General features: G+C 71.3%; 13 protein-coding genes. 9 read left to right on the top strand and 4 right to left on the bottom strand.

Annotated elements, in window-relative coordinates:
• Positions 1-115 precede the first annotated feature (115 nt).
• Positions 116-868 carry a hypothetical protein gene (locus tag ABIE44_RS06850; RefSeq protein WP_209720335.1) on the top strand — a complete coding sequence of 251 codons (753 nt, stop codon included), beginning with the start codon at positions 116-118 and terminating at the stop codon, positions 866-868.
• 21 nt (positions 869-889) lie between these two features.
• Here ABIE44_RS06850 and ABIE44_RS06845 read toward each other — a convergent pair whose 3' ends face one another.
• Positions 890-1771 carry an HhH-GPD family protein gene (locus ABIE44_RS06845; protein ID WP_354437901.1) on the bottom strand — a complete coding sequence of 294 codons (882 nt, stop codon included), beginning with the start codon at positions 1769-1771 and terminating at the stop codon, positions 890-892.
• 87 nt (positions 1772-1858) lie between these two features.
• On the opposite strand from ABIE44_RS06845, the gene ABIE44_RS06840 reads away from it, so the two are divergent.
• Positions 1859-2611, top strand: a complete 753-nt coding sequence (locus ABIE44_RS06840) for a hypothetical protein (protein ID WP_209720337.1) — start codon at positions 1859-1861, stop codon at positions 2609-2611.
• 177 nt (positions 2612-2788) lie between these two features.
• Here ABIE44_RS06840 and disA read toward each other — a convergent pair whose 3' ends face one another.
• Together disA and radA are read right to left on the bottom strand one after the other, a co-directional pair.
• Positions 2789-3874, bottom strand: coding sequence for a DNA integrity scanning diadenylate cyclase DisA (gene disA, locus ABIE44_RS06835; RefSeq protein WP_209720340.1), 1086 nt, complete (start codon positions 3872-3874; stop codon positions 2789-2791).
• Between the two features lie 57 nt (positions 3875-3931).
• A complete protein-coding gene (gene radA / locus ABIE44_RS06830) occupies positions 3932-5332 on the bottom strand; it encodes a DNA repair protein RadA (protein WP_209720344.1) in 1401 nt (466 codons plus the stop codon).
• A gap of 101 nt (positions 5333-5433) precedes the next feature.
• On the opposite strand from radA, the gene ABIE44_RS06825 reads away from it, so the two are divergent.
• The 7 genes from ABIE44_RS06825 to ABIE44_RS06795 all read left to right on the top strand — a co-directional run bounded on the left by ABIE44_RS06825 (position 5434) and on the right by ABIE44_RS06795 (position 11977).
• Complete coding sequence (locus tag ABIE44_RS06825) at positions 5434-6474, top strand: LacI family DNA-binding transcriptional regulator (protein ID WP_354437900.1); 1041 nt, start codon at positions 5434-5436, stop codon at positions 6472-6474.
• A gap of 25 nt (positions 6475-6499) precedes the next feature.
• Entirely contained in the window at positions 6500-7825 is a 1326-nt protein-coding gene (locus tag ABIE44_RS06820; protein WP_209720350.1) for an MFS transporter, read from the top strand.
• Positions 7822-8130, top strand: coding sequence for a hypothetical protein (locus ABIE44_RS06815; protein ID WP_354437899.1), 309 nt, complete (start codon positions 7822-7824; stop codon positions 8128-8130). The genes ABIE44_RS06820 and ABIE44_RS06815 overlap by 4 nt, the downstream gene beginning before the upstream one ends.
• Positions 8105-9265 (top strand): pyridoxal phosphate-dependent decarboxylase family protein, encoded by a 1161-nt coding sequence (locus ABIE44_RS06810; protein WP_354438369.1) that lies wholly within the window; start codon positions 8105-8107, stop codon positions 9263-9265. The genes ABIE44_RS06815 and ABIE44_RS06810 overlap by 26 nt, the downstream gene beginning before the upstream one ends.
• Before the next feature lie 20 nt (positions 9266-9285).
• On the top strand, positions 9286-9537 hold the full coding sequence (locus ABIE44_RS06805; protein ID WP_209720355.1) for a type II toxin-antitoxin system Phd/YefM family antitoxin: 252 nt from the start codon (positions 9286-9288) through the stop codon (positions 9535-9537).
• Positions 9530-9940, top strand: a complete 411-nt coding sequence (locus ABIE44_RS06800) for a type II toxin-antitoxin system VapC family toxin (protein WP_209720358.1) — start codon at positions 9530-9532, stop codon at positions 9938-9940. Before ABIE44_RS06805 ends, ABIE44_RS06800 begins: the two co-directional genes overlap by 8 nt.
• Before the next feature lie 120 nt (positions 9941-10060).
• A complete protein-coding gene (locus ABIE44_RS06795) occupies positions 10061-11977 on the top strand; it encodes a hypothetical protein (RefSeq protein WP_209720361.1) in 1917 nt (638 codons plus the stop codon).
• Here ABIE44_RS06795 and ABIE44_RS06790 read toward each other — a convergent pair.
• Entirely contained in the window at positions 11952-12686 is a 735-nt protein-coding gene (locus ABIE44_RS06790; protein WP_209720364.1) for a class I SAM-dependent methyltransferase, read from the bottom strand. The genes ABIE44_RS06795 and ABIE44_RS06790 overlap by 26 nt on opposite strands.

Here is a 12686-nt window from a genome sequence, read left to right as displayed (position 1 = left end):
TTGTGACCACCGTCTCGTCGGGCCGCCGGGATCCGGCGTAAGCCGGTGCGCGCCGTCGGTGTCTCCCTCGGAAGCCGCCGTCGCGCGACGGCGAGCACCCGACGAAGGAGATCCGATGATCCGCCGTACCCGCCCCCAGGCCCTGCGCGCTGCCGCAGCCGGAGCCGTTGTCCTCGGTGCCGTCAGCCTCAGCGGCTGCGGGGGCACCGATGACGCGGCCGAGAGCGTCGACCACGAGCCGACCACGGCGGCGACGACTTCGGCCGCCACGGCCGCCGCGACCTCCGGGGCCACCCCGAGCCCCGAGGTCACCGGGGGCACCGACGCCGACGGCACTCTGCCGCCGTGGGCGCGACCACTCGTCGTCAAGGGCACCAAGCTCACCACCGTGAAGGCCGGTGCGGTGAGCGTCGACGTCTACCAGGTCGGCACCGAGACCGCGTCGAAGTCGGGCCAGTTCGTCGACCCCGCGACGAACAAGCCGATCATCGCCGAGGGTGACCCGCTGGTCTTCGTGAACTACGTCGTCAAGAACACTGGGACCGAGCCGATCGCGCTGGGGTTCTCGTTGGTGGACGTGAGCCCGCGGTACGACGACTGGAAGTACGTGCAGGGTATGGACTCCGTCGTCGACCAGACACTGTTCGAGAAGGTCGGCATCAACAGCGACGCCCTCGACCCCGGCAAGGGACCGCACAAGGCCCCCTTCACCCTGGCGCCGGGGCAGTCGTACTCGGTCGGTGAGAACTTCAGGTACGAGAAGGGTCAGGGGATCAGCTTCGAAGTCTCCTACGTCCCTGTCGACGCTGCGGGCAAGCTGCTCCACGACCAGAAGGCCGAGGCCACCGGCAAGGCCAAGATCGGCTGAGGTCGCGCGCTCCCCGGCAGGTCAGTCGGGGAGCGCGAACCGGTCGCCGTGACGGGCCACGAGCCCGTCGGCGATCAGCGAGGCCAGGGCACGCTCGCGCTGGACCGCGTCGGCCCAGACCGCGTCCAGGCGCTCCTGGGTGACCGAGCCGTCGGCGTCCCGGAGCACGGCGAGCAGGCGGCCCCGGCACATCCGGTCGGTGCCGGCGTACGTCTGGACCTTGCGCGGCGGCCCGTCGTACGGCGGCCGTCCGGCCCGGTGCCAGGCGCAGCGGTCGACGATGGGGCAGCGGTCGCAGGACGGGTTGGCGGCCGTGCAGACGAGGGCGCCGAGCTCCATCACCGCGATCGCCCACACCTCCGGGTCCTCGTCGGGGACGAGTGCGCCGGCGAGCGTGCGCTCCGCGGCGGTGACCGACGGCGCAGGGAACTCGACGCCCGAGACGGCGCGCCCGAGCACCCGGCGCACGTTCGTGTCCAGCACCGCGTGGCTGCGGCCGAAGGCGAACGACGCGATCGCCGCTGCGGTGTAGTCACCGACTCCCGGCAGGCTGCGCAGGTCCTCGTAGGTGTCCGGAACCTCGCCGTCGAACCGCTCGGTGATCGCGACCGCCGAGGCGTGCAGCCGCAGCGCACGTCGGGGGTACCCCAGGCGGCCCCACGCACGCACGGCCTCTCCGCTGGGTGCTGCGGCGAGCGCGGCCGGCGTCGGCCAGGTGTTCATCCAGGTCTCGTGCACCGGTAGCACCCGCACCACCGGCGTCTGCTGCAGCATGAATTCCGAGACCATCACCGACCACGGGCTCGTGCCGGGACGCCGCCAGGGCAGGTCGCGTGCGTGCTCGGCGTACCAGTCGGTGACGGGTCCCACCAGAGTGTTCTCGGGCGGGTTCTCGGGCTCCACGTCGGTGAGCCTACGAGGAGCGAGTCGAGCGGTTGCCGCTCGGTGTGCCTCCGCCGCCCGCGTGCGGTTCTTCCTTACCGTGGAGCCATGACCTCCTCGACCCGTACTGCCGGCCGGTTGCCGGCCAGGGTCTACTGGTTCCGGCGGGCGCTGGTGCTCGGCACCGCGCTGGCGCTGGTGTTCGCGTTCGCCCGGCTGCTCGGCGCCGGTGGCGGCTCGGAAGACCCTGCTGCGAAGGCACGCACCTCCTCGGCCAGGAGCACTCCGACCGCGGCCGCGCCCCAGCCGGCCTTCATCGGACCGCTGCCCGGCAAGGCCCTGCCGACGAGCGCCGGTGGCGGCGCTCCGGTCGCCGAGGTGCAACCCGACGGCCCCTGCGACGCGAACGACGTCACCGTCACCCCGGTGGCCGGCACGGCGCCAGCCGGGCGGGCGGTCCCGCTGACGCTGCAGCTCACCGGCATCCGTCCGGCCTGCACGTTCAAGGTCACCCCCAAGACCGTGGTCGCCAAGGTGAGCACGGCCAAGGGGAAGGTCTGGTCGAGCCAGGACTGCCCGGCGTCGGTCAGCCGGTCCTCGGTCGTCGTGCGCAGCGCTGCGGCGACGACGATCCAGCTGACCTGGAACGGCCGCGGCTCCGACAGCAGCTGCAGTCCGTCGACCGACTGGGCGCCGCCCGGGACCTACGAGGTCGTCGCGGCGGCGGTCGGATCCGAGCCGAGCGAGGCCGACGTCAAGCTGACGACGCCGCCGCGGCCGGTCGTGGTGAAGACGAAGAAGCCCAAGAAGCCGAAGAAGTCGGCGACCGGCACTCCGGCCACGGTGAACACGGGTCACTAGAGACCCCGGTCGTGGAGCTTGCGGAGACGTGGTGACGTCTGCGCCCGCCTCGCCCGGTTTCGACCCGCCGTCGCGGGTTCCCTTCGAGACGCTCGCTCCTCAGGACGGCGCGCAGCTCACCCGCGGGCTTGCTCGACCTCTTCGCATTGACCGTGCGAGCGAGCTCGCACGGTCAGCTCAGACGTACCGCTCGAGGATGCTGGACTCCGCCAGCCGCGACAGTCCTTCGCGCACGCTGCGTGCCCGGAGCTCGCCCACGCCCTCGACGATCTGCAGGTCCTCCACACCGGCCGACAGCAGCTTCTGCAAGGTGTCGAACTGCTCGATGAGCCCGTCGACCACGGTGCTGGGCAGTCGCGGCACCTTGGCGAGCAGCCGGTAGCCGCGCGGGGTCACCGCACCGTCGAGGTGCTCGGCCTGCCCGAGGCCGAGGGCCTTGGCGACCATCGAGATGTCGACGAGGTCGGCTGAGGAGAGCGTCTCGAGGTCGGAGAGGACCTGCTCCGGGGTGCGCTTGCGGCGTCCGGTGGGCAGGTAGTCGCGGACGACCAGCTCGCGCTCGGCGTCGACGCCGGTGATGAGCTCCTCCAGCTGCAGCGACAGCAGCCGCCCGTCGGTCCCCAGCTCGAGCACGTAGTCGTCGATCTCGCGCGCGATCCGGGTGACCATCTCGAGCCGCTGGGCGACCACCGCGACGTCGCGGACCGTGACCAGATCCTCGATCTCCAGGGCCGAGAGCGTGCTGGAGACCTCGTCGAGGCGGAGCTTGTACCGCTCGAGCGTGGCCAGCGCCTGGTTTGCGCGGGACAGGATGGAGCCGGAGTCCTCCAGGACGTACCGGGTCTCGCCGACGTACGCCGCGATGATCTGCATCGACTGCGACACCGAGATGACCGGGAACCCGGACTGCTTCGCGACCCGGTCGGCGGTGCGGTGCCGGGTTCCGGTCTCCTCGCTGGGGATGGTGTGGTCGGGCATCAGGTGTACGTTGGCGCGGATGATCCGGCTGCCGTCCGCCGACAGCACGATGCCGCCGTCCATCTTGCAGAGCTCGCGCAGGCCGGTCGCGGTGAACGGAACGTCCAGCATGAAGCCGCCGGTCGAGATCGTGTCGACGACCTTGTCGTTGCCGAGCACGATCAGCGCGCCGGTGCGACCGCGCAGGATGCGCTCGAGTCCGTCGCGCAGGGCGGTGCCCGGGGCGATGCTGGCCAGGGTGGCGCGCAGTCGCTCTGCCTCGTGCGCGTCGTCGGTGGTTACCACGTGGCTGAGTCTAGGGCTTGGCTCGGGGCGGGCCGACCGACTTTGGTATCGATCCGGTCAGCTCCCCGAGGCCGCACCTGCGTCCTCCGACATGCCGAGGATGTCGACTGCTCGGCGAATCGTGTCGACGTCGACGACGCGAAGGCCGTCCATCAGCCGGCTGCGCCCGATGTTCTCGGGAGCCTCCGCAGGCACCGCGGCAGAGCGGAACCCCATCCGGCCGGCCTCGGCCAGCCGGACGTCGATGTCGCGCACCCGTCGGAGGTCGCCGGACAGACCGAGCTCGCCGACGGCGACGACCTGACGGCCGAGCGGCCGCCCCCGGTACGCCGACACGATCGCGAGTGCGATGGCCAGGTCGTTGCTGGGCTCGGTCAGCCGGGCACCGCCCACGCTGGAGACGAACACGTCGTGGCTGTGCAGCCGGATGCCGGCGTGCTGCTGGAGGATCGCCAGGATCATGGCGACCCGCGAGGAGTCCACCCCCGAGGTCGTACGCCGGGGCCGCTCCGCCGCGGAGTGGGTCACCAGCGCCTGGACCTCCGAGAGCAGGGGACGCCGCCCCTCCATCGCCACGGCGACGCAGGTGCCGGCGGCCGATCCGTTGCGGCTGTCGAGGAAGAGTCCGGTGGGATCGGTGATCGCCACGATGCCCTCGGAGGAGAGGTCGAAGCAGCCGACCTCGTCGACCGGACCGAACCGGTTCTTGACCGCGCGGACCATCCGCAACCGGGACGCGCGCTCGCCCTCGAAGTGCAGCACCACGTCGACGAGGTGCTCGAGCACCCGCGGTCCTGCGATGGAGCCGTCCTTGGTGACGTGCCCGACCAGGACCAACGTGATGTTGCGCAGCTTGGCCATCCGGATGAGGGCGGCCGCGACCTCCTTGACCTGGGTGACACCGCCGGGGACTCCGTCGATGTCGCTCGCACTGATCGTCTGGACGGAGTCGATGACCAGCAGCGTCGGCTTCACCTGCTCGACGTGGCCGAGCACGGCGCCCAGGTCGGTCTCGGCGGCGAGGTAGAGCTCGTCCTGGATGCCGCCGGTCCGGTCGGCGCGCAGGCGCACCTGGGCAGCCGACTCCTCGCCGGTGAGGTACAGGGTGCGGTGCTTGTAGCGCGCGGTCTGGGCCGCGACCTCGAGCAACAATGTCGACTTACCGACACCGGGCTCCCCGGCCAGGAGGATGGCGGCACCGGGGACCAGTCCGCCGCCGAGGACGCGGTCGAGCTCGGGGACGCCGCTGCTGCGCGACTGGGCGTCCTCGACCGGGATCTCACCGATCGGCAGCGCCTTCGTGGTCACCGGGCCTGCGAGCACCCGGCTCTTCGGAGCGCTGCGCTCCACCACCGTGCCCCATGCCTGGCACTCGCCGCAGCGCCCGACCCACTTCGCCGTCTCCCACCCGCACTCGCCGCAGCAGTAGGGGGCCGCAGCTGCCTTCTTCGTCGCCATGGTTCGAACATACGTGCTACTCCCGACAGGTTTCCGACGGCGCGCGGGGCCCGCCTACTATTGGAACGATCCAGGCCCGAACGACCGACCGAGGAGGTGCCGTGCGACCAGCAGCCCGTCGTCCTGGGCCTCCCCAGCCGACCCTGGCGACCGTTGCCGAGCGGGCCGGGGTGTCCCGGCAGACCGTCTCGAACGCGCTGAACAACCCCGAGCTGCTCCGCGAGGACACCCTCGCGCGGGTCCGGGCGGTGATCGCCGAGCTCGGATACACGCCCAACCGGGCCGCCCGCCAGCTCCGGACCCGCTCCTCGCACCTGATCGGTCTGCGCTTCGAGGCGGCCGAGGAGGGCACCAGCAACGCCCTGATCGACCGGTTCGTGCACACGTTGGTCGAGGCGACGGCCAGGACCGGGCACCACATCGTGCTGTTCTCGGGGGACCCGGAGGACCCGCTGGACGGCTACGACCAGCTGCTGCGCTCGACCGCGGTCGACGCCTTCATCATCACCGACACCTACGCCGGCACTCCGCAGGCGGACTTCCTGCGCAAGGTCGGCGCGCCGTTCGTCACCTTCGGTCGCCCGTGGGACGACACCTCGGCGCGGCACCCCTGGGTCGACGTCGCCGGGGCGAAGGGCGCCCAGCTGGCGACCGAGCACCTCCTCGGGCTCGGCCACGACAGGGTCGCCTGGCTGGGGTGGGAGAAGTCCTCGCGGATCGGCGAGGACCGCCGGTCGGGCTGGGCCACCGCGATGGCGGCAGCGGGCAAGGACACCACGGGGCTCGGCGTCCGGATCACCGACAACGTCGACGCCGCCCGGATGGCGGCGCACGAGCTGCTGGGGACCGGCGTCACCGGCTTCGCCTGCGCGAGCGACACCATCGGCATCGGTGTCCTGCACGCGCTCGCCGAGCGCAACCTGCGGCCCGGTGTCGACGTCGGGGTGGTGGGTTTCGACGACTCCCTGGGAGCGCAGGTCACCTGGCCGGGGTTGACCTCGGTGCGCCAACCGCTCGAGCAGGTCGCCATCGAGGTCGTCGACCTGGTCAACACCGTGCTCTCGCACCGCCACGTCGAGGAGCCCGCCCGGATGCTCGAACCGACCCTGGTCGTCCGCAGGTCCACGTCGCGGGACGGCTGAGCCGCCGACCCCATAGTCTCCTTCCATGGTGCAGAAAGATTCGCTGTCCCGTGGCGTCCGCCTGGGGTACGGCTCCGGGTCGGTGGCGACCGGCGCTTTCGGCACCGTCCCCGGCCTGATGCTGCTGCCGTACCTGACCGACACCCTCGGGATCGCGGCGGTCGTGGCGGGGTTCATCGTCTTCGCCCCCAAGGCGTGGGACGTGTTCCTCAACCCGGTCGCCGGTCGGATCAGCGACCGCACGGTCGATCCTCGCGGTCCCCGGCGCCCCTGGCTGCTGCGCGCGGGCATCGCGCTGGCGATCTGCTTCGCGCTGCTCTTCGCCGGCCCCGACCTGGGCTCGAGGAGCCTGGATGCGATCTGGGTGCTCGCCCTGTTCCTCGCGTGCGCGACGGCGTACGCGTTCTTCCAGGTGCCGTACGTCGCGATGCCGGCCGAGCTGACCGACTCCTACGACGAGCGCACCCGGCTGATGACCTGGCGGGTGGCCATCCTGGCGTTCACGATCATGCTCGCCGGCGCTTCGGCCCCCGGTATCCGGGACGCTATCGGCGGCCGCGACGGCTACCGGGTGATGGGCGCTGCGATGGCCGTGCTGATCCTGGTCGGCGTGGTGGCGGCGTACCGGGGCACCCGCTCGGCGCCCGTCGGCGTCGTCGAACCCGGCCCGGGCTCGTTGCGCGACCAGCTCGCGGTGATCGCGGGGGCACGTGACTTCCGGCTGCTGCTGACCACCTTCGTCCTGCAGGCGCTGGCCACCGGCGGGATGCTCGCCGGCGTCGACTACCTCGCCCGCGAGGTGCTCGACAGCAAGGGCGCCTCAACGGTGCTGTTCGTGTGCTTCGTCGGGCCCGCGCTGCTGCTCACCCCTGCCTGGTCGGCGATCGGCGCGCGGATCGGCAAGAAGCGCGGCTACCTGATCTCCTCGGTCGTCCTCGCCGTCGGGGCCCTGCTCGCCGTCCTCGCGAAGGTCGCTCCGAGCGGCCTGGTGTTTGCCGCGACCGCGCTGGTCGGGGTCGGGTACGCCGGTTGCCAGGTCTTCCCGCTGGCGATGCTGCCCGACGCTGCCGCCGTGGACACCCGGCGTACGGGCACCAGCCGGGTCGGTGTCTACACCGGCGTCTGGACCGCGGGGGAGACCCTCGGGCTCGCGCTCGGCCCGGCGTTGTTCGCGCTGGTGCTCGCCGTCGGCGGCTACGTCTCGCACACCGAGGACGAGAAGGTCACCCAGCCAGATTCCGCGCTCACCGCGATCACCCTCGGGTTCTCGGTCATCCCGGCGGTGCTCGTCCTGGTCAGCCTGTTCTGGCTGACCCGCTACTCACTGACTTCCGAGGAGGTCGACGCATGACCCGAGACGTCCTTGCCGAGATGCGAGCCCGTCAGACCGCCGACCTGCCGGTGCACGGCGGTCGCACGCTCGCCTACGTCTACGACTCCGGCCTCGCCGAGGTGGACCGGATCGGTCGCGAGGCCGTGGCGGCGTACGCCGGTTCCAACGGACTGGACCCGACCGCGTTCCCGAGCCTCCTGCAGATGGAGAACGAGCTGGTCGGCTTCGGGCTGAGGCTGCTGGACGGACCCGAGGGCGGGGGTCGGCACGGTCACCTCCGGAGGTACCGAGTCGGTCCTGCTCGCCGTCCAGGCAGCGCGTGACGGGCGCCCGGAGGTCGAGCGACCGCGGATGGTGCTGCCGACGACGGTGCACGCCGCGTTCCACAAGGCTGCGCACTACTTCGGTGTCGAGGCGGTGTTCGTGCCGGTCGGTGCGGATTTCCGTGCCGACGTGGCCGCCACCATCGCGGCGATCGACGAAGCCCCCGAGCGCACCGTCCTGGTCGTCGGCAGTGCGCCGTCGTACGCGCACGGGGTCGTCGACCCGATCACCGAGCTGGCTGCCGCGGCGCAGGAACGGGGGATCCGGTTCCACGTCGACGCCTGCATCGGCGGCTGGGTGCTCCCGTACGCCGCGCGGTTGGGCCGCGACGTGCCTGCGTGGACCTTCGCGGTCGAGGGGGTCACGTCGATCTCGGTCGACCTGCACAAGTACGGCTACGCCCCGAAGGGCACCTCGCTGCTCCTCTACCGCGACGCCGAGCTCCGTCGGCCGCAGTACTTCGCCGCCGCCGACTGGCCGGGCTACACGATGCTGAACTCCACGATGCAGTCCACCAAGTCCGGTGGTCCGCTGGCGGGCGCGTGGGCGGTGGTGAACACGCTCGGCGACGAGGGCTACCAGCGGCTCGCGGACGACGTGTTCGCGACGGTCGACGCGATCGTGGCCGGCCTCGCGGACGTGCCCGCGCTCTCCCTGCTCGCGGTGCCCGACTCCTCGCTCATCGGGCTCGTGACCGACGAGACCTGTGACCCGTTCACCGTGTGCGACGAGATGGCGTCCCGGGACTGGTACGTCCAGCCGCAGATGTCCTACGGCGAGCACCCGGCCAACATCCACCTGTCCGTCTCCGCGGCGACCCTGGCCCACGTGCCGGAGTTCCTGCAGGCTCTGACGCAGTCCGTCGAGGCGGCGGTCGCTGCCGGTCCTGTCGTGGTGGACCCGGGCGTGGTGGACTTCATCGCCGCGCTCGATCCGGCCGCACTGACCGAGGCGGACTTCGACGGGCTGCTGGCCGCTTCCGGCCTGGTGGGGGAGTCCGCGTCCGGCGACCTGGCGCTGCCCGAGCGGATGGCCGAGGTGAACGCACTCCTCGACCTGGCGCCGCCGCGGCTGCGGGAGTCGTTGCTGATCGCGTTCCTGGACCGGCTGAGCAGGCCCGTCGTCTCCGTGTAGCACGCGTGCTACGGTGAGCCATGCGTGAGATCACTCAACGTGAGCTACGGAACGACAGCGGCGAGATCATGCGCGGGCTCGACGCGGGGGAGTCCTTTCTCGTCACGCGCAATGGCGTCGCCATCGGTGAACTGCTCCCGCTTCGTCGGTCTCGTTTCGTGCGCTCGGACCTCCTGGTCGACCTGTTCACGCACGGTCCTCGGATCGACTACGAACGATTCCGTGCCGACGTGGACGCTGTGGTCGACCAGGACGTGACGCCGCGTGCGTGAACGCCACGAGCGGGGCCTCCTCGACACCTCGGTCGTGCTCGACCTCGACCAGATCGATCCCGACCTGCTTCCCAGGGAAAGCGCCATCGCGGCGATCACCTTGGCGGAACTCGCTGCCGGCCCGCACGCCACGGCCGACCCCGCAGAGCGTGGCCGACGCCAGGACCGGCTGCAGCAGGTGGAGCGCACCTTTGACGCGCTGCCGTTCGACGACGGTGCTGCCCGTGCGTACGGCCGCATCTTCGCGATGACGATGGCACGAGGGCGGAAGGCGCGCGGCGGTCGGATGGCTGACCTGCTGATCGCCGCAACTGCGGCGTCGGTGGGGCTGCCCGTTTTCACGCGCAACCCCAGGGACTTCGCCGGTCTGGGCGAGGTCGTCGTGGTGGTCGAGGTTCCGTGATCCCGATCCGTGACGCTCATCTCGGGTGGGTGACCTGACGGTCCGATCTGGGTACTGTCGCCAGGTGTAACACCGCGTCACACATAACCAGCTCACCTGCACCGTGGACGGGGACCTCCCATGACTCTTCCTCTCGAGGCTGCACCCAGCGCCGGCGGCGCTGCGTTCAGCGAGATCCTGATCGCCGCTGCCCTCGTCGGGGCGGTGATGCTCGCCTTCGGCTGGGTGGTGCTGCGCGAGCGCACCGGCCACCCCACGCTGGTCGGCAGGCTGGCCGACAAGATCTCCACGATCGACGGTCTCCCGCGCTGGGTCGGCCTGCCGATGTACCTGCTGCTCGCCGCCCTGCTCTGCGCGGCGTTCGGTGTGTGGTGGGACGTGCCGATCCACATGCAGAACGGTCGCGACGAGGGTCCGCTCGCGAACCCGTCGCACTACTTCATCCTCTTCGGCATCCTCGGCTTCACCCACGCCGGCGTGCTCAGCATGGGGCTGGCCCGTGACCCGCTCCCGCGGCGCACGGTCCGGCTCACCAAGACCTGGCGGGTCCCGATGGGGTCGCTGGTCATCCTGGGCGCCGGCCAGATCGCCCTGCTGGGCTTCCCGGCCGACGACGTCTGGCACCGGCTCTTCGGGCAGGACGTCACCGAGTGGGGTCCGACCCACGTGATGATGATCGGCGGTGCGGTCACCTGCATCCTCGGCATCCCGCTGCTCCTCGCCGAGGCCCACCAGGTCGGTGCCCCCGGCACCCGGACGACGTTGGGTCGCTGGCGCAGCGCCCTGGCCCTGGCGCTCTGCTTCATCCCGGTCGCGTTCCTGATGGAGTTCGACCTCGGTGTCCCGCAGTACCCGGCTGCGACCCAGTTCATCATCGCCGGCTTCGTGTTCACCTGGATCACGACCGCGGTGCGGTCCTGGTTCGGTCCGGGCGGCGCGCTCTTCGCCGCGGTCGTCTACCTCGGCGTGCACGCCTACCTCTGGGTCACCGTCTCGCTGCTCCCCGACGTGCTCACGGCTCGCTTCCTGCTGTTCGTCCCGGCGGCAGTGATCGTCGAGCTGGTAGCCCTGGTTCTTCCGCCGAGGCGTCGGGCCGTCGCGTTCGCGCTCGTCTCGGCGCTCGCCGTCGGCACCGTCGGTCTGTACGCCGAGTGGCTGTGGAGCAAGAAGTTCATGCCGCTGCCGCAGCCGATTGACTCCGGGGCGCTGCCGGTGATGCTCGCCGTCGGAACCGTCGCTGCCCTCGGGGGTGCGCTGCTGGGCCTCTGGCACGTCGCACGGCTGCGCGACGTCGCGGGCGCCGACGCTACTGGTGAAGAGCTGCCGCCGGTGAGGCCGGCTCCGACGGCCTCGACCTTCCGCTGGACCGGTCTCGCCGGGATCGGCATCGCCGTCGTCCTGATGGCCTACTTCGCCCCGCCCGGGATGACCGACGACAAGATCTCGGCCACGGTCGCTCTGGGCACCGACTGCGCCGGGTCGCAGGAGAGCTGCTCCTCCGACGTGGTGGTGAGGTTCTCTCCGGCCGACGCCGTCGACGACGCGGTCTGGCTCTACGGCCTGTCCTGGCAGGGTCGTGGCCCGAAGGCCGACGCCGTCGACCCGCCGGTGGATCCGGTCGCGAAGAAGCCGGGGGTGGTCCGGGTGGCGATGGAGCCGACCGGACGGCCCGGGGAGTTCCGCAGTGCCGACCCGCTGCCGATGTACGGCAACTGGAAGACGCTGGTCCGCGTGCACCTGCTGCCGACCACGATGGCGGCGATCCCGCTGCACGCGCCGGACGACCCGGCGATCACGAGCGACCGCGGCCGCGAGATCCTCGCCCGCGACGGTGATGTGGTCCGGTTGTCGGCGGAGAAGCAGTTCCTCCAGCGCGAGATCAAGGACGACGTTCCGGGGTGGCTCAACGCGCTCGCGTACGGCCTGGTGATCGGTTCGTGGCTGCTGCTCGTGCTCTTCTTCGGTTGGTGCTACGCCGGTGCGTCGAAGCCCGCCGATGCGAAGCCCGAGATCAGAACCGGCGCCACCACAGGTTGATCGCGTAGTCGGTGCCGGTCGCCGTCGGGTGCTCCTCGAGCACCTCGTCGGCCACCTGCGTCGGCAGCTCGATCCGGACGACGGACGCGAAGTCGGCGTGGTCGTCGAACTGCCAGTCGGTGAGGATCCGCTCGCGCTGCCAGCCCCGGTCGGTCCAGAAGCTCTCGACCGTGACGGGGTCGACCCGCGGGAAGCCGCGGCGGAACCAACCGCCGAAGGTGGACCGGGTCGGGTCGTTGTCGATGACGAACGCCGCGCCGCCCGGGCGCACGACCCGGTCGAGCTCCTCGAGGCCCGGCTCGCAGCCGGGGCCGAAGAAGTACGCCCAGCGCGCGTGGGCGACGTCGACCGAGGCGTCCTCGAGCGGAAGGTCGGCCGCCCCACCCTCGAGCACGGTGACGTTCGCCGTACGGCGGGTGCGGCGGCGGGCGATCGCGGCCAGGGGCGGGTGCGGCTCGACGCCGACGACGCTGCGGGCGTTCGCGCCGAAGAACGGCAGGTGGAACCCGGTTCCGCAGCCGACGTCGAGGACGTCCCGGTCCGACCAGTCGGCGATGGCTCGCATCGTGTCCGCCAGGAGGCCGGCGCGGTCGAACGCGGTGTTCTCGAGCTCGTAGGTCCCGGGGTTGTCCCAGATGTTGGGGGAGCGCCGCACCCCGTTTCCGGGACTGGCGGGGCCGAACCCGGCGAACGGGTCGGGTACCTCCAT

This window comes from Marmoricola sp. OAE513, assembly GCF_040546585.1.
In the GTDB taxonomy this organism is placed as follows: Bacteria; Actinomycetota; Actinomycetes; order Propionibacteriales; family Nocardioidaceae; genus Marmoricola.
Note: the sequence above shows the minus strand (reverse complement) of the source record. Positions and strands in the feature narration are given on the sequence as shown.